At 68.4% G+C, this 21555-nt stretch carries 18 protein-coding genes; 5 read left to right on the top strand and 13 right to left on the bottom strand.

Going from position 1 to position 21555, the window contains the following annotated elements; translation table 11 throughout:
* Window positions 1–455: 455 nt before the first annotated feature.
* Window positions 456–3077, bottom strand: a complete 2622-nt coding sequence (hrpB, locus tag AL072_RS02385; protein WP_045581671.1) for an ATP-dependent helicase HrpB — start codon at window positions 3075–3077, stop codon at window positions 456–458.
* A 177-nt stretch (window positions 3078–3254) separates the two neighbouring features.
* Between hrpB and AL072_RS02380 the strand changes: the two genes are divergently transcribed.
* A complete protein-coding gene (locus AL072_RS02380) occupies window positions 3255–3728 on the top strand; it encodes a ferritin-like domain-containing protein (protein WP_045581672.1) in 474 nt (157 codons plus the stop codon).
* A 56-nt stretch (window positions 3729–3784) separates the two neighbouring features.
* Here the strand turns inward: AL072_RS02380 and AL072_RS02375 are convergent, their stop codons facing one another.
* Entirely contained in the window at window positions 3785–3997 is a 213-nt protein-coding gene (locus AL072_RS02375; protein ID WP_045581673.1) for a hypothetical protein, read from the bottom strand.
* 98 nt (window positions 3998–4095) lie between these two features.
* Entirely contained in the window at window positions 4096–5199 is a 1104-nt protein-coding gene (locus AL072_RS02370; RefSeq protein ID WP_045581674.1) for a hypothetical protein, read from the bottom strand.
* 239 nt (window positions 5200–5438) lie between these two features.
* On the opposite strand from AL072_RS02370, the gene AL072_RS02365 reads away from it, so the two are divergent.
* Both AL072_RS02365 and AL072_RS02360 read left to right on the top strand, forming a co-directional pair.
* A complete protein-coding gene (locus tag AL072_RS02365) occupies window positions 5439–5855 on the top strand; it encodes an HRDC domain-containing protein (RefSeq protein ID WP_045581675.1) in 417 nt (138 codons plus the stop codon).
* Window positions 5856–5994: 139 nt separating this feature from the next.
* The gene (locus AL072_RS02360; RefSeq protein WP_245636731.1) at window positions 5995–6267 is read left to right on the top strand and encodes a hypothetical protein; all 273 of its coding nucleotides are present in this window, start codon (window positions 5995–5997) and stop codon (window positions 6265–6267) included.
* Between the two features lie 203 nt (window positions 6268–6470).
* Here the strand turns inward: AL072_RS02360 and frc are convergent, their stop codons facing one another.
* Both frc and AL072_RS02350 read right to left on the bottom strand, forming a co-directional pair.
* Window positions 6471–7721, bottom strand: coding sequence for a formyl-CoA transferase (gene frc / locus AL072_RS02355; RefSeq protein ID WP_045581676.1), 1251 nt, complete (start codon window positions 7719–7721; stop codon window positions 6471–6473).
* Window positions 7722–7786: 65 nt separating this feature from the next.
* Window positions 7787–8284, bottom strand: a complete 498-nt coding sequence (locus AL072_RS02350) for a PAS domain-containing protein (RefSeq protein WP_045581677.1) — start codon at window positions 8282–8284, stop codon at window positions 7787–7789.
* 327 nt (window positions 8285–8611) lie between these two features.
* On the opposite strand from AL072_RS02350, the gene AL072_RS02345 reads away from it, so the two are divergent.
* The gene (locus tag AL072_RS02345) at window positions 8612–9283 is read left to right on the top strand and encodes a YopT-type cysteine protease domain-containing protein (RefSeq protein WP_045581678.1); all 672 of its coding nucleotides are present in this window, start codon (window positions 8612–8614) and stop codon (window positions 9281–9283) included.
* A 57-nt stretch (window positions 9284–9340) separates the two neighbouring features.
* On the opposite strand, the gene AL072_RS02340 is transcribed toward AL072_RS02345, so the two are convergent.
* From AL072_RS02340 to mdh, 6 genes are all read right to left on the bottom strand, one after another.
* Window positions 9341–10066, bottom strand: a complete 726-nt coding sequence (locus AL072_RS02340) for a Tle-like phospholipase domain-containing protein (protein ID WP_045581679.1) — start codon at window positions 10064–10066, stop codon at window positions 9341–9343.
* Between the two features lie 236 nt (window positions 10067–10302).
* Complete coding sequence (odhB, locus tag AL072_RS02335; RefSeq protein WP_045581680.1) at window positions 10303–11562, bottom strand: 2-oxoglutarate dehydrogenase complex dihydrolipoyllysine-residue succinyltransferase; 1260 nt, start codon at window positions 11560–11562, stop codon at window positions 10303–10305.
* A 42-nt stretch (window positions 11563–11604) separates the two neighbouring features.
* Window positions 11605–14556 (bottom strand): 2-oxoglutarate dehydrogenase E1 component, encoded by a 2952-nt coding sequence (locus tag AL072_RS02330; protein WP_045581681.1) that lies wholly within the window; start codon window positions 14554–14556, stop codon window positions 11605–11607.
* Window positions 14557–14861: 305 nt separating this feature from the next.
* A complete protein-coding gene (gene sucD, locus AL072_RS02325) occupies window positions 14862–15737 on the bottom strand; it encodes a succinate--CoA ligase subunit alpha (RefSeq protein ID WP_045581682.1) in 876 nt (291 codons plus the stop codon).
* 1 nt (window position 15738) lies between these two features.
* Window positions 15739–16935: an ADP-forming succinate--CoA ligase subunit beta gene (gene sucC / locus AL072_RS02320; protein ID WP_045581683.1), complete on the bottom strand. Its 1197-nt coding sequence runs from the start codon at window positions 16933–16935 to the stop codon at window positions 15739–15741.
* A 130-nt stretch (window positions 16936–17065) separates the two neighbouring features.
* On the bottom strand, window positions 17066–18034 hold the full coding sequence (gene mdh, locus AL072_RS02315) for a malate dehydrogenase (RefSeq protein ID WP_045581684.1): 969 nt from the start codon (window positions 18032–18034) through the stop codon (window positions 17066–17068).
* Between the two features lie 270 nt (window positions 18035–18304).
* Here mdh and AL072_RS02310 point away from each other — a divergent pair, with 270 nt between their 5' ends.
* Complete coding sequence (locus tag AL072_RS02310) at window positions 18305–18799, top strand: hypothetical protein (RefSeq protein WP_045581685.1); 495 nt, start codon at window positions 18305–18307, stop codon at window positions 18797–18799.
* A gap of 131 nt (window positions 18800–18930) precedes the next feature.
* On the opposite strand, the gene AL072_RS02305 is transcribed toward AL072_RS02310, so the two are convergent.
* Window positions 18931–20118 carry a DUF2336 domain-containing protein gene (locus AL072_RS02305; RefSeq protein WP_082108901.1) on the bottom strand — a complete coding sequence of 396 codons (1188 nt, stop codon included), beginning with the start codon at window positions 20116–20118 and terminating at the stop codon, window positions 18931–18933.
* Between the two features lie 246 nt (window positions 20119–20364).
* A complete protein-coding gene (locus AL072_RS02300) occupies window positions 20365–21261 on the bottom strand; it encodes a hypothetical protein (RefSeq protein WP_045581687.1) in 897 nt (298 codons plus the stop codon).
* Window positions 21262–21555: the final 294 nt, after the last annotated feature.

The following is a 21555-nucleotide window of genomic DNA, read 5'->3' as shown; positions in this document are numbered from 1 at the left end:
CATGATCGCCAATCTTTATCGCGAATCGAGTCGCACCAAACGAGGTTCTTCAAGGAAACAGCGATATCTCACTCTAACTCAGTAAGTATTTCTATTTTTATCGATACCATTTACGGAAATTTCTGGCTATCACGATGATCTTCCTTCGAGAAAACAAACGAAATGAGGCACTAGTTTCTAGTGCATATTCTATTGCTGACTGCCTGGAACCACAATCCCTGATTCCCAGGTTGATGTAAGCAATTGGTTCATATCTGACAAGCTCCGTCACCCCCCTCTCCACTTACTCCTCGCCTTCGTGGATGGTCGGGCGCGCTGCCGCGCGCCGCCAAGGGGCATGCTGCCCCTTCGCGATCCCCTGGCAAAGGCTGGCGCCTTTGCTGCCCCCTCACCCTGACCCTCTCCCCAGGGGGGAGAGGGAAAGTTTGCGGAGGGGCGGAGGCGGGGGCGGGCCGTTACCGCCCCCGCGGCTTCGCCCTGGCGGTCGGTTCGGCCTCCAGCGGGTTGTCGGGCCAGTAGTGTTTCGGGTACTGGCCCTTCAAATCCGCCTTCACCGCCTTGTAGGCATTCGCCCAGAAGCTCGCCAGATCGCGCGTCACCTGCACCGGGCGGCGGGCGGGGGACAGCAGGTGCAGCAGCAGCGGAACCCGGCCGCCGGCAATCCGCGGAGTCTCGGCCAAGCCGAACATCTCCTGCAACCGAACCGCCAGCACCGGCTCCTCGCCATCATAGTCGATGGGGATGCGCGAGCCGCTCGGCACCTCGACATGGGTCGGGGCCTCGGCGTCCAGCCGGGTCCGCAACTCCCAGGGCAGCAACGCGCGCAAAGCGCTCGACAGGTCGATGCGCTCCAGATGGGCGCGGCGCGACACGCCGTCGAGGAAGGGGGCCAGCCACTCCTCCAGACCGCCCATCAGGGCCGTGTCGGACAGGTCGGGCCAGTCGTGGGCGTCGCCCTCCCGCGCGCGCAGGAACATCACGCGGGTGCGCCATTTGCGCAGCTCGTCGGTCCAGGGCAGGCAGGTCGGACCCAGGGCGCGGATGCCCTCGATCAGCGCGGCGGTCATCGCGTCGGCCGGCGGCTTGGCCAGCTTCTCGTCCTTCAGGATCAGCGCGAACAGCATCCGCCGCCGCCGCGCCAGGACCGCCTGCTCGCGCGCGTCCCAGGCGACGACGGTTTCCGTGCGGATGTCGGCGGCGAAGCTCTCCTCCAGGTCGGCCAGCGTCACCGGGGCGGCCAGGAAGATGCGCGACTCGCGGGCGGCGCCGTCGAGGTCGGCGATGGCGAGCCACTCCTCGGCCGACAGCGGCTCGGCATCCTGGAAATAGGCGCCGCGCCCGCCCGACAGCCGATACTGCGCCGCCACCCCGCCGGGCTGGCCGCCGGGCCGCCGCTGGCCGATGCGGTCGGGATAGGCCAGCGCCAGCAGGATGCCGACGGCGTTCGAGTCCATCGCGTCGTCATCGCGGACGCCGAGCTGGCGCCGCCACTGCCGCGCCTGCTTCACCGCCTGCTGCGCCCCGCCGCGGTCGACGGCAAGGCCGCGCGCCGCGCCCTGGCCGCCGCGCTCCTCGCCGCGCAGCAGATCGACGCGCAGCCGCAAATCGGCATCGCGGAAACCGGGCTGGGCACGCACGATGTCGCGCTCGCCCAGCAAGGCGGCGACCAGACAGGCGAGCGCGCCCTGGCCCATCGCCTTGCCGGCCAGCATCATATGCGCCAGCCGCGGATGCACGCCGAAGCCGGCCATGCGGCGGCCATGCACGGTGATGGCTCCCGATCGGTCGTCCTTATGATCGACCTTGCGGTCGAGCGCCCCCAGCCCGGTCAGCAGCTCGCGCGCCTGGGCCAGCGCCGCAGGCGGCGGCGGGTCGAGCCAGGCCAGCGCCGCCGGGTCGGACACCCCCCACATCGCCAGCTCCAGCGCCAGCGGGGCGAGGTCGGCGTCCTGGATCTCCGGGGTGGTGAAGGGGGCGAGCGCCTTGTGCGTCGCCTCCGGCCACAGCCGGTAACAGACGCCCGGCTCCAGGCGGCCGGCACGGCCGCGGCGCTGCTCGGCCGAGGCCTGGCTGACCTTCACCGTCGCCAGCCGGGTCATGCCGCCGCGCGGGTCGAAGCGCGGTACCCGCATCAGGCCGCTGTCCACCACGATGCGGATGCCCTCGATGGTCAGGCTGGTCTCGGCGATCGAGGTCGCCAGCACGATCTTGCGCAGGCCGGGCGGAGTCGGGCCGATGGCGCGGTCCTGCGCGTCGGCCGACAGGTCGCCATAGAGCGGCGCGATGGTGACGGTGGGTCCGAGGTCGGACTGTTCGAGAAGAGACTGGACGCGGCGGATCTCGCCGACGCCGGGCAGGAAGACCAGGGCGTTGCCCGGCTCCTCGCGCAGGGCGCGGCGGACGGCGGCGGCCACCGCATCCTCGATGCGGGCGCCGCCCGGCCGGCCGGTCGGGGGCGGGGCGTCGAGATGGCGGGTCTCGACCGGATGGGCGCGGCCCTCGCTCGTCACCATCGCGGCGGGGCCGTCGGCGTCGGCGAGAAGGGCGGCGACCGGGGCGGCGTCCAGCGTCGCCGACATCACCACCAGCCGCAAATCGTCGCGCAGCGCCCCGCGCGCCTCCTGCACCAGGGCAAGGGCAAGGTCGCTGTCGATGCCGCGCTCGTGGAACTCGTCGAACAGCACCGCGCCGACGGCGGGAAGCTCGGCATCCTCCTGGAGCTGGCGCAGGAACAGGCCGTCGGTCACCACCTCGATCCGCGTCCGCGGGCCGACCTTGGTGTCGAGCCGCACGCGGTAGCCCACCGTCTCGCCGACGCTCTCGCCCAGCATCGCCGCCATCCGGCGGGCGGCGGCGCGGGCGGCGAGGCGCCGCGGCTCCAGCACCAGGATCTTGCGGCCCTTCAGCCAGTCGGCACCCAGCAGGGCCAGCGGCACCCGCGTCGTCTTGCCGGCGCCGGGCGGAGCCTGGAGTACGGCGGTGCCGCGCGCGGCCAGCGCCTCCAGGAGGGCGGGCAGGACGGGATCGATCGGCAGGAGCGGCAGGGGCGGCAGGGCGGGGAGGGCGGGCTTGCTCATGAGGGGGAGTCTGCTGCCGCGAACCGGAGCGAAAGGCAATGATTTTCCAGGGCGGCGACGGTGGGCGCGCGCCAAAAGGTCGCACCCTCCGGCCCTGCCGCGGTGAGGCGCGACCCATGTCCGCAAAAGCGCTATGGTTTTAGCGTCGTCGGGCTTATTCGCTTATCGCAGGGATCCATGACCGATATCCACGACGCCGCCCTGTTCCTCGCCCACGCCTGCGCGCTGGAAGAGGACGCCGCCAACCGCTTCTCCGACCTGTCGGAGGGGATGAAGACCTATGGCAACCAGGAGGTCGCGGCCTTCTTCGCCCAGATGGCGAAATTCTCGCGCATGCATCTGGCCGAGGCGCGGGAACGGTCGGGCTTCCGCAAGATCCCCGATCTGGCGCCGGAAGACTTCCAGTGGCCGGACGGGGAAAGCCCGGAATCGACCTCGATGGAAGGCTCGCACTATCTGATGACGGTGGAATATGCGCTGGAGCTGGCGTTGGACAGCGAGCGCCGCGGCCAGGCCTTCTATGCCGAGGTGGCGAAGACCACCACCGATTCCGAAGTGCGCATGATGGCCGAGGAGTTCGCCGCCGAAGAGGCCGAGCACGTCGCCCAGCTGGAGGTGTGGGCCAAGCGCTACCCGGCGCTGCAGGCGTAGGGGGGCAGGCGTAGAGGTTGGGTGAGGAAGGGGGCGCTGGCTGCCCCCTTCCCTGATCACTTCGACAGGGCGGACCAGTCGATTTCGTACACCTTGTCGACCGGCTTGTAGGTCTTGAAGGCGGCGATCACGTCGTCGACGCTGACGCCGCTCGGGACGTTCTGCACCTCGTAAACGACCGAACTGCCGCTGGTCGGGCCGACGTCGGCGCTGCGGTGGGCCTGCGAAACCAGCCCTTCGCCAGCCTTCTTGATCATGATGGAAGCCATGCATCCGTCTCCTGTTGCAACTCGCCCGACCGGGAAACCATAAACAAAAAGTGGTTTCACCGGAAGGCGGAATGAACGGGTTTGGGTGCGATGCAGCATCAGGGGAGCGACGCGGCTTCCGTGACCGGGGGAGCGGCCTGGGCGGCGGCTTGGATCGCCATCGGGGCGCGGCCGGGCATGCGCTCGGGCTGGGCTCCGACGACGGCCCCGGCGATGCCGCCGGTCAGCCAGGCGGAGAAGGCGGTCCGCCCGTCGACCCGCAAGGGGGCGTCGGCGCAGGCCTGCGGTGGTTGCCCGGCGCTCCCGTCATCCTCCTCCGCATACTCCCGCTCCTGCTGCGGAGCACCGCCGCCCAGCACCGCGCGGCTCCACAGCGGCAGGTTGGCAGTGGCGGCGATGGACAGGCCGCCGTTGGTTTCGGCGGCCGAGGCGGTGGAGATCAGGCCGGCGGGGCGCGGGGCCGGACGGCTGTGCACCTCGATCAGCGCGACGCGGATGCCGGCGGCCCAGGCACGGTCGATGAAGGCGCGCACGCGCCGGGCGGCGGCACTGGAGCCGGCGAGCGCGTCGGGCGTCCCGCCGGTCAGCCACGCCGCCGGGGTCGGGCCGCAGCCGCGCCGGTATTGCAGCGCGACCTGATCCTGGACATAGGCCTGCCCGCGGGCGAGCCGCAGCAGGCCGCGGCCGTAGCGTTCCAACTCCTCGACCGGACCGCGGCCGGCGGTCAAGAGGCTGCGGTCGATCAGGATCAGCGACGGCTTCAGCGCAACCAGCCGGTCGAGCAGCGGCTCGAAATCGGCGAACTGGGCCTGCCGGTGGACGATGCGCAGGAATTCCAGGTTGGGGACGCCGCGCGTGGCCGCCAGCTCGGCCATGCCGCCCTCGTCCAGCGTGGCGTCGCGCAGGGCGGTGTCGCCCAGCGCCACCACCGTCACCGGATCGGGATTGCGCGCCGCCCGCTCCGCCATCGCCTCGATGCGGTTCAGGTTGTACCAGGCGAAGGGCTGGTCATAGAGGCGGGAGCCGGCCCACAGCACCGCCGGCACGCCCAGGGCCGCCACCGCCAGCGGCGCCAGCAGCAGCGCCAGCCCAAGCCGCAGCCCCCGCCTGCCCCAGCGGCTGCGGCCGGATGCCGCGGCGACGGGCGTGGAACCCGGGGCGGTCGCGGCGGTCGGGGCGGTTTGGGGCTCCGGAGTCTGCATCGGGGTCTCCATGACGGTCACGACGTGGGGCGTCAGGACATGAACAGGGGAGCGGGAGGGGGGTGGCCGGCCGCCCCCCTGCTCTCCTCCCACAACGCGCGGGGAGGGTGAATTGCCCTTCGGAAATCGGGGGTATCCCCAAGGTGCCGGAACAGCTCCGCCGCAGGGTCGTGGTTTGCCGAACGCGCCGATTGTGTGTAGGCTCCTTCCCTCTGGGTGGGCCTTCAGCAGGTTGGGCGATGAGCACCGAAATCCGTACCTTCAGCATTCCCGATGCCGCCGCCGAGGAGGCGCAGGTACAGCTGTCCGCCTTCCTGCGGACGGTCGAGGTCCAGCGCATAGAGACCGCCTACGCCGACGGCGCGTGGCGCGTGCTGGTGCTGTTCACCGACCTCCGCCGCAAGGAGGAGTCGCAGCAGATCGAAGCGGCCATCGCCGCCGCGTTGAACGGCTGGCGTGACCGGGCCGCGGCCCAGGCCGGCCTGAGCCGCGAGGCCGTGCTGCCGGACGATCTGGTGTCGGAGATCGCCCGATTCGCCCCGACGACGGAGCATGAGCTGTCGATCATCATCAACGCCCGCGGCCAGGCCTCCTCGCCGTACGGCGGGGAGATCGTGCAGGTGGTGCGCTCGACGCTGGATCTGCTGATCGACTGAGCAGGGCTATGCCGGTACGGTTTCCGGGAGCGGCGTCCTATACGCTTCGGCGGAACGCACGGCACCCGAAAGCCGTGCCGGGTCTGCCGTAAGCGCCGATTGGCCCCCGCACCGCGCCATGTCAGGATCGCAGCCTGAGATGGCAGCGCTGTGCGAGGCGGTTGTGGCTTCGAAGATCATGTCGGGCAGGTTTGCGGTCGTGAACGCCGCGGTTGCGGACGCCGAATGGACCGTGCACCGGGCCTGTCCGCCGGATTACCGGAAGATCGCGCAGGAACTGGCCCGGCTGGGCGCGGAGGCGGCGCGCCGGGCCCGCGCCACCGGAGACCGGCATTACGACCGCCTGGCCTGCACCCTGACCAGCCGGGCGGGCGCGATCCTGGACGATCTCGACCGCGGCGGGAAGCCGTAGCGGAGGGCGGCCCGGACAAAAGACCGGGGGCCGAAAAGGACTGCACAAAAAAGGCTGCGGCGCCGGAGAAGGCGCCGCAGCCTTTTTTGTGGGACGGTTTGCATAGGACCGTTTGCAGGGGACGGAAGCCGGGGCGGGACCGGTCCGCCGGCCCTCCGCTCTCACGGACAGAGAGGGAGGGCGGCGGCCGGCCTCGAGCCGGCTCAGACCACCTTGGCGTCGTGCATGGCGGCGATCTGGTCCTTGCTGTAGCCGAGCTGCGCCAGCACCTCATCGGTGTGCTCGCCCAGCAGCGGCGACCCGGTGACCTCGACCGACATGTCGGAGAACTTGATCGGGCTGCCGACGGTCAGGTACTTGCCGCGCTGCTTGTGGTCGACCTCGACGACCGTGCCGCTGGCGCGCAGCGACGGGTCGTTGGCGATCTCCTTCATCGACAGAACCGGCGCGCAGGGGATGTCGTACTTGCGCAGGATGTCGACGGCCTCGAACTTGGTCTTCTCCTTCAGCCACTCCTCGATGATCGCGAAGATGTCGAAGATCTTGTCCTGACGGGCCAGCGCCGTGTTGTAGGCCGGGTCGTCGATCCACTCCTCGCGGCCCAGCGCCTTGCAGATCGGCGCCCAGGCATGGCCCTGGATGGTGAAGTAGATGTAGGCGTTGGGATCGGTCTCCCAGCCCTTGCACTTCAGCACCCAGCCCGGCTGGCCGCCGCCGCCGGCATTGCCGCCGCGCGGAACCACGTCGGAGAAGGTGCCGTGCGGGTACTGCGGGTATTCCTCCAGATAGCCGATGCGGTCGAGGCGCTGCTGGTCGCGCAGCTTGACGCGGCAGAGATTCAGCACGCTGTCCTGCATCGACACCGCGACCTTCTGGCCCTTGCCGCTCTTGGTGCGGGCCATCAGGGCGGTCAGGATGCCGATGGCGAGGTGCATGCCGGTGTTGCTGTCGCCCAGCGCGGCGGCCGACACGGTCGGCGGGCCGTCCCAGAAGCCGGTGGTGGAGGCGGCGCCGCCGGCGCACTGCGCCACATTCTCATAGACCTTCAGGTCCTGGTAATGGTGGCCGTCGCTGAAGCCCTTGACCGAGGCGACGATCATGCCCGGGTTCAGCTCCTTGATCTTCTCCCACGAGAAGCCCATGCGGTCGAGCGCGCCGGGGCCGAAATTCTCGACCAGCACGTCCGATTCCTTGATCAGGCGGGTCAGGACTTCCTTGCCCTCGGCGGTCTTGGTGTCCAGCGTCAGGGAGCGCTTGTTGCTGTTCAGCATGGTGAAATAGAGCGCGTCGGCATCCGGGATGTCGCGCAGCTGGCTGCGGGTGACGTCGCCGGCGCCCGGACGTTCGACCTTGATGACGTCCGCGCCGTACCAGGCGAGAAGCTGGGTGCAGGCGGGGCCGGCCTGAACATGGGTGAAGTCGATGATCTTGATGCCTTCGAGCGGCTTGCTCATGACTGCAACACTCCCTTTTTCGCGTTGTTTCAGTTTGTCCCGTGGACGTGCTCTTGGATTTTCTTTCAGGCCGGGCCGGCGCCGGCCGCCGTCGCCGCCGCCTCGAGTTCGGCAAGGCGGCGCTTCAGCTTCCGCTCTTCGGTCCAGCGGGCGGTTTCGTCCCGCACCACGGCGACGATCCCGGTCACCGCACCGTCGGTCCCGCGCAGCAGCGCGACGGTGAAGGCGATCGACAGGCTGTGCCCGTCCTTGTGGACCGCCGGGACCCGCAGCAGCTCGTGCCCATAGCGGGTCTGGCCGGTGGCCATGGTCTGTTCATAGCCGTCCCAGTGGCGCTGCCGCTGGCGTTCCGGAATGATGATGTCCAGCGACCTGCCCATCGCCTCGGACGCGGTGAAGCCGAACATCCGCTCCGCCGCCGCGTTCCACAGCGTGATGGCACCCGCCGGATCGGACACGATGACGGCGTCGCCGATCACCGCCACCAGCTGTTCGCAATCGACGACCACGGGCGAACCCGCTGCCGTCACAACCGCGGGCGCGCCCGCTGCTGTCTGTTCCATGTCGATCTCCTTGGCGCTCGCCCCCTCTTGGATTGGGCGCCGGGGGAGCCGGTGCGGCGGAAGCGTGTAACGCCGGCCGCACTGACATTATCGATACGGTATACCAGATACCATCGACCTGACAAGGGGATTTGAGAGCCGTGCGAATTGTCGTGATCGCGAACAGATGGGGAGGCGGGGCGAGCCGGCCTTGGGCCGTTCCGGGGCGAAGCGGCGCGGGCGGCATGGGGAGAATTGTATGCGTATGATTATCCGACGTAGGATCCGGGAAACGGATCGGTCCGGGTGGCATGAATTGCCGGATCAGCGCAACTGAAGGGAATATATATGGCCGCGTTCGACAGCTATTGCGTGGCGCCGTTCAAGCAGCGCCTGCCGATTCAGCGGCTGTTTCCCGCGGACCACGAGGTGAACAGCGGGATTTGCTTCGGCCTCAGCCTGGAATGGATTGCGCGCCACCGCTCGCACAAGGGCGAGACGTCGAAGGCGCGCATCGCCTACATCGACCTCGACAACACGATCCTGCATGCCAGCATCAAGCAGCGCCTCTACGGTGCGGAGCTGAGCAACGACCTGGACCTGTCGTCGGAGCAGCTCGGTTCACGCAACCAGGCGATGGCGCAGGCCGGGTTCAAGGTCGGGTCGACCAAGACGGAATGGGTGAGCGCGACCAATCCGGACAGCGTCAAGGAGGTGATGAAGGCGATCACCACCGCCACCGCCAGCCCCCACACCTATCACGTCGTCACCATGATCTTCGAACAGCGCGGGATGGCGCATGCGACCTGCTGCTACAAGTCCGGCGGCAAGGCCTTCGGGCTGGGATCGCACCTGTATTTCTTCGATCCCAACTTCGGCGAATACAAGGCATCCAGCAGCAGCGTCGGCGACCTGTTCAGCGGATTGGTCGACCAATACCGCAACTTCAAGAAGCGGGATGGGTCGGTCGTCGACTACAAGGTCAAGGAGTTCGTCGTGCAGAGCATCTCCTTCAACTGACCGGCACCCGACGGGGCAAAGCCGGCCGGCGACACACCGGCCGGCGACCGGCCCCGATCAGCCGACCAGATCGAAGAAGGGCATCGACGCGTATTTGCTCGACTTGATGTTGGCGACCACCTTGTCCTGCGAATGGCCGCCGGTGGCCAGGGTCGCCGGCAGCTTGATCACCTTGCCCACCGCCTTCGACGATTTGCTGATCGGATCCCATTGCAGGTTGAAGTTGACGATCTGCTTCTCGATCGCCGACAGGTCTTCGTTGGCCACCCGGACATAGGGGCCGTGGATGATGCCGCCGCGCACCATCTTCGACACGGTCGGCGCGTTGAAGGCGCAGCAGGGCAGCGCGGCCTCGACCGCGACGATGGTGGCGATGGCGCCGCCCAGCGAATGGCCGCACAGGATCGGGCGGGCGCCGCCCAGCAGCATCTTCGCCTGTTCGAGCAGCAGATGGGCGGCACGGATGCCGGCCGGCAGGCTTTCGATGGTGTAGAGGGCGATGTCGGTCTTCAGGTTCTTGCCGCCGGCCATCTGGCCGGAACTGCTGCTGCCGACCGCGGTGCCGCGATAGGCGATGATGTATTCGCTGGAGTGCTTTTCCTGGTAGACGGCGCCGAAGAATCCGACGTCGATATCCTCGTGGGTGAAGATCACCTGGAAGCCGGGCGGGGACCGCCTTGCCCCTTCCGCCTTCTTGAAGGCGGCCTCGTCGTTGCCGCGACCCTTCTGGAAATTATAGACGGTGTTCGCGGCAACGGCCAGATCGAGAATGTTGACCGGCATGATGGCGTCCTTCGTCGTACACGGGAGCCCGAGACAATACCAGCACCCCAGGGCTGTCAACGCACCGGAACGATTGTTATCGGGAGGCGTGTCCTTGCTTCGGTTGTGCCTTCGGTCCTGCGGTGACGACAAAAGAAAAGGGCGCCTCGCGGCGCCCCTCCAGGGAGCCGGGGACCATCGGCCCCCGGCGGGTGGGGGCGAGGGGCGGCTGGTGCCGCTCCTCGCCTCCTTAAAGCTCAGACATCCAGCAGCAGGCGGCGCGGATCCTCGATCAGCTCCTTGATGCGGACGAGGAAGGTGACCGCCTCCTTGCCGTCGATGATGCGGTGGTCGTAGGACAGCGCCAGATACATCATCGGGCGGACCTCGATCTTGCCGCCGATGACGACCGCGCGGTCCATCGTCTTGTGCATGCCGAGGATGGCGGACTGCGGCGGGTTGATGATCGGGGTCGACATCAGCGAGCCGTAGACGCCGCCGTTGGAGATTGTGAAGGTGCCCCCGGTCAGCTCGTCCATCGACAGCTTGCCGTCGCGGCCCTTCTTGCCGAGCGCGGCGATGGTGCCCTCGACGCCGGCGAAGTCGAGCTTGTCGGCATCGCGGACGACCGGAACCACCAGACCCTGCGGCGTGCCGACGGCGACGCCGATGTCATAGTAGTTCTTGTAGACCATGTCGGTGCCGTCGATCTCGGCATTGACGGCCGGGATCTCCTTCAGCGCCTGGACGGCGGCCTTGACGAAGAAGGACATGAAGCCGAGCCGCACCTTGTGGCGCTTCTCGAAATAATCCTTGTACTCGGCGCGCAGAGCCATCGCGGCCGACATGTCCACCTCGTTGAAGGTGGTCAGCATGGCGGCCGAGTTCTGCGCCTCCTTCAGGCGCTCGGCGATGCGCTGGCGCAGGCGGGTCATGCGCACGCGCTCTTCCTGCGCGGCCCGCGGACGGTCGCCCTGGGTGCCGGCGGCCCACACCATCTTCGGTGCCGGAGCGGCGGCGGGAGCGGCCGGCTTGGCGGCGGGAGCGGCGGCCGGGGCGGCGAGCACGTCGCCCTTGGTGATGCGGCCGTCCTTGCCCGAGCCGGCGATGGTCGAGGCGTCGACACCCTTCTCGTCGGCCAGCTTGCGCGCGGCCGGGCCGGAGGCGGCGATGTTGCCCCCCGGAGCAGCAGCGGCGGCGGCCGGGGCCGGGGCGGCAGCCGGGGCCGGAGCGGCGGCGGCCGGAGCCGGGGCAGCGGCCGGAGCGGCCCCGGCGCTGGCGCCTTCGTTGATGACGCCCAGCAGGGCGCCGACCTCGACGTTCGCGCCTTCCGGAGCGACGATTTCCGCCAGCACGCCGGCGACGGACGCGTTCACCTCGAGCGTGACCTTGTCGGTCTCCAGCTCGACCAGCGCCTCGTCCATGGCGACGGCGTCGCCGGCCTTCTTCAGCCAGCGGGCGATCGTCGCCTCGGAGACGGACTCACCCAGCGTGGGGACCTTGATGTCGGTAGCCATTTTTTATCCTCGTTTCTCTTTTTTCGTTCGCTTGGGTGAGGGTCAGCGGACCGTCAGGGCCTCGTCCAGAAGCTTGGCCTGCTCCTGGTTGTGGCGCTTCAGCAGGCCGGTCGCCGGCGAGGCGGTGGCCGGGCGGCCGACATAGGACGGGCGGCCGGCCTTGTGGCCGACATCCTTCAGCACGCTTTCCAGACGGCGGTCGGCGAAGAACCAGGAGCCCTGATTCTCCGGCTCCTCCTGGCACCACACCAGCTCGGCGTTCGGATATTTGGCGAACTCGGCCGCCAGCGCATCCTTCGGGAACGGGTAGAGCTGCTCCAGGCGCAGGATGACCACGTCCTTGATGCCGCGGCTCATGCGCTCCTGCAGCAGGTCGTAATAGACCTTGCCGGAGCACACGACGATGCGGCGGATCTTGTCGTTGGCGGCCAGATCGTTGGCGGTCTCGCCCAGCACGCGATGGAACGTGCTGCCCGGGCCCATCTCCGACAGGTCGGAGATGCACAGCTTGTGGCGCAGCAGCGACTTCGGCGTGAACAGGACCAGCGGCTTGCGGAAGCTGCGGCGGATCTGGCGGCGGAAGACGTGGAACAGGTTCGCCGGCGTCGTCACGTTGCAGATCTGCCAGTTGTCCTCGGCGCACATCTGCAGGAAGCGTTCCGGACGGGCCGACGAGTGTTCCGGACCCTGGCCCTCGTAGCCGTGCGGCAGCAGCAGCACCAGGCCGGACATGCGCAGCCACTTGGACTCGCCCGACGAGATGAACTGGTCGATGATGGTCTGCGCGGTGTTGGCGAAATCGCCGAACTGCGCCTCCCACAGCACCAGATTGTGCGGCTCGGCCAGCGAATAGCCATACTCGTAGCCGACCACCGCGGCTTCCGACAGCGGGCTGTCATGGACCTCGAAGGTCGCCTGGTCGGCGCCCAGATGGCAGAGCGGGATGTACTTCTCTTCGGTGTTCTGGTCGTACATCACCGCATGGCGGTGCGAGAAGGTGCCGCGGCCGGAATCCTGGCCCGACAGGCGGACGCCGGTGCCCTCGGCGACCAGCGTGGCATAGGCCAGCGCCTCGGCGGTCGCCCAGTCGATGCCTTCGCCCGATTCGAGCGTCTTGCGCTTGGCTTCCAGCTGGCGCGCGATCTTGGAATTGACCGCGAAGTCCTTGGGGTACTCGCACAGCTTGAAGCCGATTTCCTTCAGCCTGGCGATGTCGACCCCGGTCTCGCCGCGGTGCTGGCTGTTCTGGTCCTGCGCCTGCAGGCCGGCCCACTTGCCTTCCAGCCAGTCGGCCTTGTTCGGCTTGTAGGTGCTCGACGCCTCGAACTCGCCCTCCAGCTTCTTCATGAAGTCCTGGGTGATCTGATCGCCCTCGGCCTGGGTGATCACGTTCTCCTCGACCAGCTGCTTGGCGTACAGCTCGCGCGTCGTCGCGTGGGCGCGGATCTTCTTGTACATCAGCGGCTGGGTGAAGCCCGGCTCGTCGCCCTCGTTGTGGCCGTGGCGGCGGTAGCACACCATGTCGATGACGACGTCCCGCTTGAACTTCTGGCGGAACTCGATGGCGATGCGGCTGACATGGACGACGGCTTCGGGATCGTCGCCGTTCACGTGGAAGATCGGCGCCTGCACCATCTTGGCCATGTCGGAGCAATACACGCCCGACCGCGAATAGGTCGGGTTGGTGGTGAAGCCGATCTGGTTGTTGATGATGAAGTGCATGGTGCCGCCGGTGCGGTAGCCGCGCAGCTCCGACAGGCCCAGCGTCTCGGCGACGATGCCCTGGCCGGCGAAGGCGGCATCGCCGTGGATCAGCACGCCCATCACCTGCTCGCGATCCAGGTCGCGGCGCTGCTGCTGCTTGGCGCGCACCTTGCCCAGCACGACCGGGTTGACCCATTCCAGGTGGGACGGGTTGGCGGTCAGCGACAAATGGACGATGCTGCCGTTGAAGTCGCGGTCCGACGAGGTGCCGAGATGGTACTTCACGTCGCCCGAACCCTGGACGTCCTGCGGGCTCGACGGGTTGCCCTGGAACTCTGAGAAGACGGCGGAGAAGGGCTTGCCCATGAAGTTGGTCAGCACGTTCAGCCGGCCGCGGTGGGCCATGCCGACGACGACCTCCTTCAGGCCGAGCTGGCCGCCGCGCTTCAGGATCTGCTCCAGCGCGGGGATCATCGACTCGCCGCCCTCAAGGCCGAAGCGCTTGGTGCCGGTGTATTTCAGCTGCAGGAACTTCTCGAAGCCCTCGGCCGCGGTCAGCCGCTCCAGGATGGCGCGCTTGCCGTTCACCGTGAAGTCGGTGTGGTTGCGCCCGCCCTCGATGCGCTCCTGGATCCAGGCCTTCTCTTCCGGATCCTGGATGTGCATGAACTCGACGCCGATCGTCCCGCAATAGGTCTTGTGCAGGATGTCGAGGATCTGGCGCAGCGTCGCCGTTTCCAGGCCGAGCGAATAGTTCAGGAAGATCGGGCGGTCGAGGTCGCCGGGGCCGAAGCCGTAGGTCGCCGGATCGAGTTCCGGGTGCGGCTCGCGCTTTTCCAGGCCCAGCGGGTCGAAATGCGCGTTCATGTGGCCGCGGACGCGGAAGACGCGGATCAGCATCAGGGCGCGGATGCTGTCCAGCGTGGCGGCGCGCAGCTGCTGGTGGCTGATGCCGCCATAGACCTGCTGGGCGTGGGCCAGCATGGCGCCGTTGCCGGGGCCGTTCAGCGCGGCGGCCGCACCGTTGGCCCCGCCGTTCGGCACGGCGACGATGAAGCTCTCGGCGACCGGGTCGCGCTTGGCCTTGGGGTCCTCCAGATCGGACAGGGTCCAGGACGCGCCGCGCAGCTCGTCCAGGACGGCGCGCGAATCCTCGTCCAGATCCTGGAAGAAGCTGTTCCAGCTCGGATCGACGGCGGCCGGATCGGAGAGGAAGCTGGCATAGAGTTCGGCGACGTAACCGGCGTTCGAGCCGAAGAGGAACGAGGTCTGTTCCAGATTTGCCGACATGGTTTCACCTCGGGCGTGGACCCGGGTCCCCTATGGGAGAATGAGCGGGAGAATTTCGGGCGGATGAAGGGGACGGGGATCGATGGATACCCATGTGCAGGAACCGGCAGGGGCGGCCGGCGGGAGCGCGGATCGCGCCGCCGATGCCTGCATATGGGTTCCCAGGACCGTCCGTCCAGAGGGGGCACGCACGCCTCGAGAGGCGGCGGGCGGGTCGCCGTGGCGGCCCGCCCGTCATCTCCGGTGACGCGGACCGGGTGCGGAGGGCCGGCAAGCGCGCACGCCGCCGGCCGCCCGCGGCCCGATCAGCCCTTGAACACCTTCAGCATGGTGGAGCCCAGCGAGGCGGGGCTGTCGGCGACGGCGATGCCGACCGACTTCATGAAGTCGATCTTGAAGTCGGCGGTGTCGTTGCCGCCGGAGATCACCGCGCCGGCATGGCCCATGCGGCGGCCCGGAGGAGCCGTGCGGCCGGCGATGAAGCCGACGACCGGCTTCTTCGTGCCCGACGCCTTGATGAACTCGGCGCCGCGGACTTCGGCGTCGCCGCCGATCTCGCCGATCATGATGATGCCCTCGGTCTCCGGGTCCTTCACGAACAGCTCCAGGCTGTCGACGAAGTTGGTGCCGTTGACCGGGTCGCCGCCGATGCCGATGCAGGTGGTCTGCCCCAGCCCGGCCGCCGTGGTCTGCGCGACGGCCTCGTAGGTCAGCGTGCCCGAACGGGACACGATGCCGATCTTGCCGCGCTTGTGGATGTGGCCCGGCATGATGCCGATCTTGCACTCGTCCGGCGTGATGATGCCGGGGCAGTTCGGGCCGATCAGGCGGGTGGCGGAGCCGCTGAGCGCGCGCTTGACCCGGACCATGTCCAGCACCGGGATGCCTTCGGTGATGCAGACCACCAGCGGGATTTCGGCGTCGATCGCCTCCAGGATCGCGTCGGCCGCGAACGGCGGCGGCACGTAGATCACGGACGCGTTGGCGCCGGTCTTCTCGACGGCTTCCGACACGGTGTCGAAGATCGGCAGGTCGAGGTGCTTGGCCCCGCCCTTGCCGGGGGTCACGCCGCCGACCATCTTGGTGCCGTAGGCGATGGCCTGCTCGGAGTGGAAGGTGCCCTGGGCTCCGGTGAAGCCCTGGCAGATCACCTTCGTGTTCTTATCGACGAGAACAGCCATTTCACGCGGCCTCCTTCACGGCCTTGACCACCTTTTCGGCGGCATCGGCGAGGTTGTCGGCCGAGAGGATCGGCAGGCCGGATTCGGCCAGGATCTTCTTGCCCAGATCGACGTTGGTGCCTTCCAGGCGGACCACCAGCGGAACATGCAGATGCACTTCGCGCGCCGCGGCGACCACGCCCTCGGCGATCACGTCGCAGCGCATGATGCCGCCGAAGATGTTGACCAGGATGCCTTCGACGTTGCTGTCGGACAGGATCAGCTTGAAGGCCGCGGTGACGCGCTCCTTCGTGGCGCCGCCGCCGACGTCGAGGAAGTTGGCCGGCTCGCCGCCATACAGCTTGATGATGTCCATGGTGGCCATCGCCAGACCGGCGCCGTTCACCATGCAGCCGATGTTGCCGTCGAGCTTGACGTAGTTGAGGCTGTGCTTGGCCGCCTCGATCTCCGACGGATCCTCTTCGGCCTCGTCGCGCAGCTCTTCCACGTCCTTGTGGCGGAACAGCGCGTTGTCGTCGAAGTTCATCTTGGCGTCGAGCGCCAGGATGTCGCCGGCGCCGGTGACGATCAGCGGGTTGATCTCGACGATGGCGCAGTCCAGGTCAACGAAGGCCTTGTAGGCGGCCATGATGAACTTGGCGGCGGCACCGACCTGCTTGCCTTCCAGGCCGAGCGCGAAGGCGACCTTGCGGGTGTGGTAGCCCTGGATGCCGGTGGCCGGGTCGACCGCGACCTTGATGATCTTCTCGGGCGTGTTGTGGGCGACCTCTTCGATCTCCATCCCGCCTTCGGTCGAGGCCATGATGGTGACGCGGCCGGTGGCGCGGTCGATCAGCATGCCGAGATACAGCTCGCGCTTGATGTCGGCGCCTTCCTCGACATAGAGGCGCTTGACCTCGCGGCCTTCCGCGCCGGTCTGCTTGGTCACGAGAACGTGGTTCAGCATCTCGGCGGCGTTCTTGCCGACATCCTCGATCGACTTGACGACGCGGACGCCGCCCTTGCCCTCGGGGTTGTCCTTGAAGCGCCCGGCGCCGCGGCCGCCGGCATGGATCTGGGACTTCACCACCCAGACCGGGCCGCCCAGCTCGCGGGCGACCGTTTCGGCCTCCTGCGGGGTGTAGGCCACGCCGCCGCGGGGAACCGCGACGCCGTACTTCTTCAGCAGGCTTTTCGCCTGGTACTCATGGATGTTCATCGGGCGTCCATCTGTTTTTTGGTTCGGCTGACGAAACGGGTCGACTGAAAGACGAGACGGGCACACCACCGGCGCCTGCCCGGCCCTGGAAATGGGCCGGGGAGACGCCGGAGATCGCGCGGTTCGTCCTTTAGGAAGCGGACTTCTCGGCGTCCAGCTTCTTGACGACGTCGACCAGCGTCTTGACCGCGTCGACGGAGTTCTGGAACATCGCCTTCTCTTCGTCGTTCAGCTCGATCTCGATGATCTTCTCGACGCCGCCGGCGCCGATGATCGTCGGGACGCCGACGTAGAGGTCGTCCTGGCCGTACTGGCCGCTCAGGTGGGCGGCGACCGGAAGGACGCGCTTCTGGTCCTTCAGGTAGGATTCGGCCATCTGGATGGCGGAGGCGGCCGGGGCGTAGAAGGCCGAGCCGGTCTTCAGCAGCTTGACGATCTCGGCGCCGCCGTCACGGGTGCGCTGAACGATGGCGTCCAGCTTCTCCTGCGTGGTCCAGCCCATCTTGACCAGATCGGGCAGCGGGATGCCGGCGACGGTGGAATAGCGCACCAGCGGGACCATGGTGTCGCCGTGGCCGCCCAGCACGAAGGCGGTGACGTCCTCGACCGAAACCTTGAACTCTTCGGCCAGGAAATAGCGGAAGCGGGCCGAATCGAGCACGCCGGCCATGCCGACCACGCGCTCCGGCGGCAGGCCGGACGCCTGCTGCAGCACCCACACCATCACGTCGAGCGGGTTGGTGATGACGATGACGAAGGCGTTCGGGGCATACTTGCCGATGGCCTCGCCGACCGTCTTGCAGACGCCGCTGTTGATGCCGATCAGGTCGTCGCGGCTCATGCCCGGCTTGCGCGGGATGCCGGCGGTGACGATCACGACGTCGGCACCCTCGATGACCGAATAGTCGTTGCCGCCGGTCAGGCTGGCATTGAAGCCCTCGACCGGGGAGGTCTCGGCCAGGTCCAGCGCCTTGCCGGCCGGCATGCCTTCGGCGATGTCGAACAGGACGACGTCGCCCAGTTCCTTCTGAGCAGCGAGCAGAGCCAGCGTGCCGCCAATCTGGCCGGCACCGACGAGCGCAATCTTCTTGCGAGCCATGGAGCGTTCCCTAAAACGTTTGAGCGTCCCCCATTCAGCGGGAGACTAGAACCGTTGGTCATTCTAACGTCTTAGGGATCCAGCGCCCCGAGATTTCGGAAGCGTAGGTAGCGCGTTTTGTCGCGGAGGGCAAGCCCGACCGCAAGCGGGGCATTGCAGCTTTGCGTCGCACCCCCGATGATCCTTTCCAACGGCGGGACCGTTCGGCTTTATACGTATGTTTCAGGTCCGGTCACCAACTTGTACCAAGACAATCGAAGGAGAGCGTTGATGGCCAAACTCTTGGCGCGCGGCATGTCCGGTCTGACCCTGTCGCTGGCGCTCGCGGCCGGCCTCGCCGTCGGGGCCGCCACCGGGGCCGCGCAGGCGCAGACGGTCGGCGACTTCACCGCCGCCATCACCGCCGCGCCGATCACCGATGCCGTGGCGGAAACCAGCGTCGCCTATTGCCAGACGCTGACCAACTACGTCTTCACCTCCATCCCGGAAAACCAGAAGGCGGAGTGGGTGCTGCCGCTGGTGACGCTCGACGGGTCGCTGACGGCGGAGATGGCGGCCAAGCGGGAGGCCTGCATGAAGGTGCGCCAGCAGCCGCTGATCGCCTTCGATGCCGGCACCGGCGAGCAGATCGTCACCCCGGCCGAAGCGATGGAAGGCCCGACCGACCGCGGCCCCTACTACAAGGAGGTCTCGCCCGACACCCCGGTTCCGCACACCGGCCGCGCCACCCCGCGCCAGCCGATGCAGCGCGGCGGCGTGCAGTAAGGCGGGATCCGGGGGGCGCGCGCCGTTGCCCCCTCCCTCCCCCGCGTCGCGGGAGAGGGGGGATGCGCACAACGGCGGCAGTCCCCTCTCCCGCAACGCGGGGGAGGGTTAGGGAGGGGGCAAAGGACTTGTCACGGCCCGATGCCGTAGCGTTCCAGGTGGCGGGCCATCTCGGCGGGGGACAGCGGGAAGCCGCTGCCCTGCCGGGCGTTCAGCATGGCGCGCGGGTGGATGCCCGCCGCCCGCGCCTGCACCTGCATGGCACAGCGCATCGACAGGCCGGCCCGCCACACCAGCGCCGTCACCGCCTGCGGGTCGTGGGCGTCGAGGATCAGGTCCACCACCTCCGGCGCGACTCGGGCGCGCAGGGTCAGTGCAGCCCGGACGAAACCGGTCTCGTTCCACGACATGGCGTCGCCCAGCGCCGTTTCGTCCAGCTTGCCCAGCCGGTGCAGGCGGACGGCGCGGCGCTCCGGCGCCTCGCCCTGGTCGGGCGCCTCGGCCCAATCGATGCGGCGGCGGGTGGTCGCCGCGATCTCCGCCACCGTGGCGTCGTCGAGGTCCGGGCCGCGGCGCAGGGTCTCCACCACCGCCAGATCGACGAAATCGGCCAGCCGCAACGCCAGCCGGCGGGGCAGGGCCGGGCGGCGGGCCAGCTTCTCCCGCCAGCCGGGATTGGCCGCTGCCCGCTCCACCAGAGATTCGAGCGTCGGTTCGGCGATCACCGCCCCGCTGTTGTCGAGCAGGATGCCGGTCGCCTCGGCATGGCCGCTGCCGGCGATGGCGTCGGACAGGGCGGCCCCGATGCTGTGGCGCCGGGCGATGGCCGACAGCGCCCAGCCGGCGGGTGCGGCGGCGACGATGTCCAGCAGATCCTCGTCGGCGAGCGCGGCGCAGCAGCGCAGCACCGGCTCCGCCACCGACCGCTCGACGTCGCGCGCCAGGGTCGCCACCACCGAGGGCGGGGCGCAGGCGATGTCCTTGATCGCGGTGGCCAGTGCCTCGCGCACGCGGACGATGTGGTCGCGGGCCAGCTGTTCCAGCGCGCGCACCGCCACGGTGCTGACGGTGTCGGCGCCGCCCGGCGGCAAATCCGGCAGCAGCCGGCACAGCTTGCGGGCAAGGTGGGAGCGGACGTCGGCGTCGCCCATGCCGGCCAGCCGCGATTCGATCAGCGCGTCGCCGACCTGCCGGGCCACGCCGCGGTGCGCTTCGGGCGGGGCCGAGGGCGGGGCCGAGGGCGGGGACGAGGGCGGGGACGAGGGCGGCGCCGGGGGCGCCGGTTCCGGGGAGGGCGGATCGGCGAACAGATAGTCCATCAGTTCGGGCGCGACTCCACCGTCCGTCTCCAGCGGGAGAGCGTTCGGGGGAGGGGACGGGGAGCGCCGGGCTGTCACCGGACTGCGAGCCTTGCGATTGGCACCGCTCCCCCCTTCAGGGCTGCGGTGGAGATGTGGACGTCATGCGCCTCTTCGAAGCGCCAACCGTTATCAAAGCGCCGCCCAGGTTAACGGGGTCCTAATACGCCTACGGCAGCCCCCTTGATTTCCTGCGCGCCGTTTCGCTCAGCGCCGCTTCGCCGCCGGGGTGGCGCCCAGCATGTTGCGTTGCGCCAGCATCGGCCGCGGCGTCCGCCGGCCACCCGGCACGCGGATGGCGGCGGCCTGTTCCAGCCGGTGCCTGTCGAACTGGTCGAAGATGCGCATCAGCGCTTCCGCGGTGCCCTCGCCGTAATGGATGTCGATGCGGGCGCGGTCCTGCTCGGTGCGCACGCCCTCGCGCAGGCGGCCGAACAGGGCATCGAACAGCGTCTCGAAATGCTGGTCGGCGAAGATGAAGCGGCTGTCGCGCAGCTGGTCGGTCATCCGCCGGATGAAGGTCTGGCGCTGCTGGTGGAACTGGCGGAAGCGCAGCATCGCCCGCACGAAGGGCATGTCGGCCAGCACCGCCAGCGTATCCTCATGCGCCAGACGCCGCCAGACCTCCGCATCCCGGTCGGTGCCGAGCCGGTTGAAGACAGACAGCGCGCTGGCGTTCAGGGCCTCCCATTCCTTCTCGTAGAACAGGGCGGACAGGCTGGCCTGCAGGCCGGGGACGATGATCTGGGGAAAGGTCGCGCCGGTAATCGGGTCCATGCTGTCGGGCAGCCGCGTGCGCAGCGCCGACACCATCAGCCGGGTCACGAAGTCGCGGCGGCGCCCGTCGGCCTGGAAAAGCGGCGGCGCCTCTCCCGCCGGGCCGCAGCCGCCGCAGGCCGAGGCGGTGCAGCTCTGGCAGATGGTGGCGAACAGCGGCAGCACCGACGGCCAGTGCGCCATCATCAGCCCTACGGCGCGGGTGAAATCCTCGCGCGACAGGGCACCCTTGGCGGTGAATTGCGGCTCCAGCGCCTCCTGGAAGGTGCTGACCAACGCCTGGGCGGTGCGGTGATGGCGTTCGAACGGCGGCGGATCGGTCGACATTCCACGCCCTCCCTTGCGATTGGTCCCGGATGTCCGGATGGCCGGTTCGATGCGGCCGGCCATGGCTGTCTCTGGAATTTATCTCGTATTTTATGGAATTAGGGTGTGATGGCCGTCACAGGCGGGGCGGTCCGGGGCCGCAGGGGCAAAAAAAAGGCCGCTGCCCGGAAGGGCGCGGCCTTTAGTCTAGGGAGGAAACGCACTGCAAAATGCAGTAACGAAGCGGAGTATACGGATATGGCCGTGTTAGCGGTATCACGCTTTTCGAATTGGTGCGGTGCGATGTCCGCATAG

Source organism: Azospirillum thiophilum (assembly GCF_001305595.1).
Lineage (GTDB): Bacteria > Pseudomonadota > Alphaproteobacteria > Azospirillales > Azospirillaceae > Azospirillum > Azospirillum thiophilum.
This window is presented reverse-complemented; position numbering and strand designations above follow the sequence as displayed.

Excerpts from the sequence above, each read along its gene's own strand:
- hrpB (WP_045581671.1), bottom strand. The coding sequence starts at position 3,077 with ATGAGCAAGCCCGCCCTCCCCGCCCTGCCGCCCCTGCCGCTCCTGCCG.
- AL072_RS02380 (WP_045581672.1), top strand. The coding sequence starts at position 3,255 with ATGACCGATATCCACGACGCCGCCCTGTTCCTCGCCCACGCCTGCGCG.
- AL072_RS02375 (WP_045581673.1), bottom strand. The coding sequence starts at position 3,997 with ATGGCTTCCATCATGATCAAGAAGGCTGGCGAAGGGCTGGTTTCGCAG.
- AL072_RS02370 (WP_045581674.1), bottom strand. The coding sequence starts at position 5,199 with ATGCAGACTCCGGAGCCCCAAACCGCCCCGACCGCCGCGACCGCCCCG.
- AL072_RS02365 (WP_045581675.1), top strand. The coding sequence starts at position 5,439 with ATGAGCACCGAAATCCGTACCTTCAGCATTCCCGATGCCGCCGCCGAG.
- AL072_RS02360 (WP_245636731.1), top strand. The coding sequence starts at position 5,995 with ATGGCAGCGCTGTGCGAGGCGGTTGTGGCTTCGAAGATCATGTCGGGC.
- frc (WP_045581676.1), bottom strand. The coding sequence starts at position 7,721 with ATGAGCAAGCCGCTCGAAGGCATCAAGATCATCGACTTCACCCATGTT.
- AL072_RS02350 (WP_045581677.1), bottom strand. The coding sequence starts at position 8,284 with ATGGAACAGACAGCAGCGGGCGCGCCCGCGGTTGTGACGGCAGCGGGT.
- AL072_RS02345 (WP_045581678.1), top strand. The coding sequence starts at position 8,612 with ATGGCCGCGTTCGACAGCTATTGCGTGGCGCCGTTCAAGCAGCGCCTG.
- AL072_RS02340 (WP_045581679.1), bottom strand. The coding sequence starts at position 10,066 with ATGCCGGTCAACATTCTCGATCTGGCCGTTGCCGCGAACACCGTCTAT.
- odhB (WP_045581680.1), bottom strand. The coding sequence starts at position 11,562 with ATGGCTACCGACATCAAGGTCCCCACGCTGGGTGAGTCCGTCTCCGAG.
- AL072_RS02330 (WP_045581681.1), bottom strand. The coding sequence starts at position 14,556 with ATGTCGGCAAATCTGGAACAGACCTCGTTCCTCTTCGGCTCGAACGCC.
- sucD (WP_045581682.1), bottom strand. The coding sequence starts at position 15,737 with ATGGCTGTTCTCGTCGATAAGAACACGAAGGTGATCTGCCAGGGCTTC.
- sucC (WP_045581683.1), bottom strand. The coding sequence starts at position 16,935 with ATGAACATCCATGAGTACCAGGCGAAAAGCCTGCTGAAGAAGTACGGC.
- mdh (WP_045581684.1), bottom strand. The coding sequence starts at position 18,034 with ATGGCTCGCAAGAAGATTGCGCTCGTCGGTGCCGGCCAGATTGGCGGC.
- AL072_RS02310 (WP_045581685.1), top strand. The coding sequence starts at position 18,305 with ATGGCCAAACTCTTGGCGCGCGGCATGTCCGGTCTGACCCTGTCGCTG.
- AL072_RS02305 (WP_082108901.1), bottom strand. The coding sequence starts at position 20,118 with ATGGACTATCTGTTCGCCGATCCGCCCTCCCCGGAACCGGCGCCCCCG.
- AL072_RS02300 (WP_045581687.1), bottom strand. The coding sequence starts at position 21,261 with ATGTCGACCGATCCGCCGCCGTTCGAACGCCATCACCGCACCGCCCAG.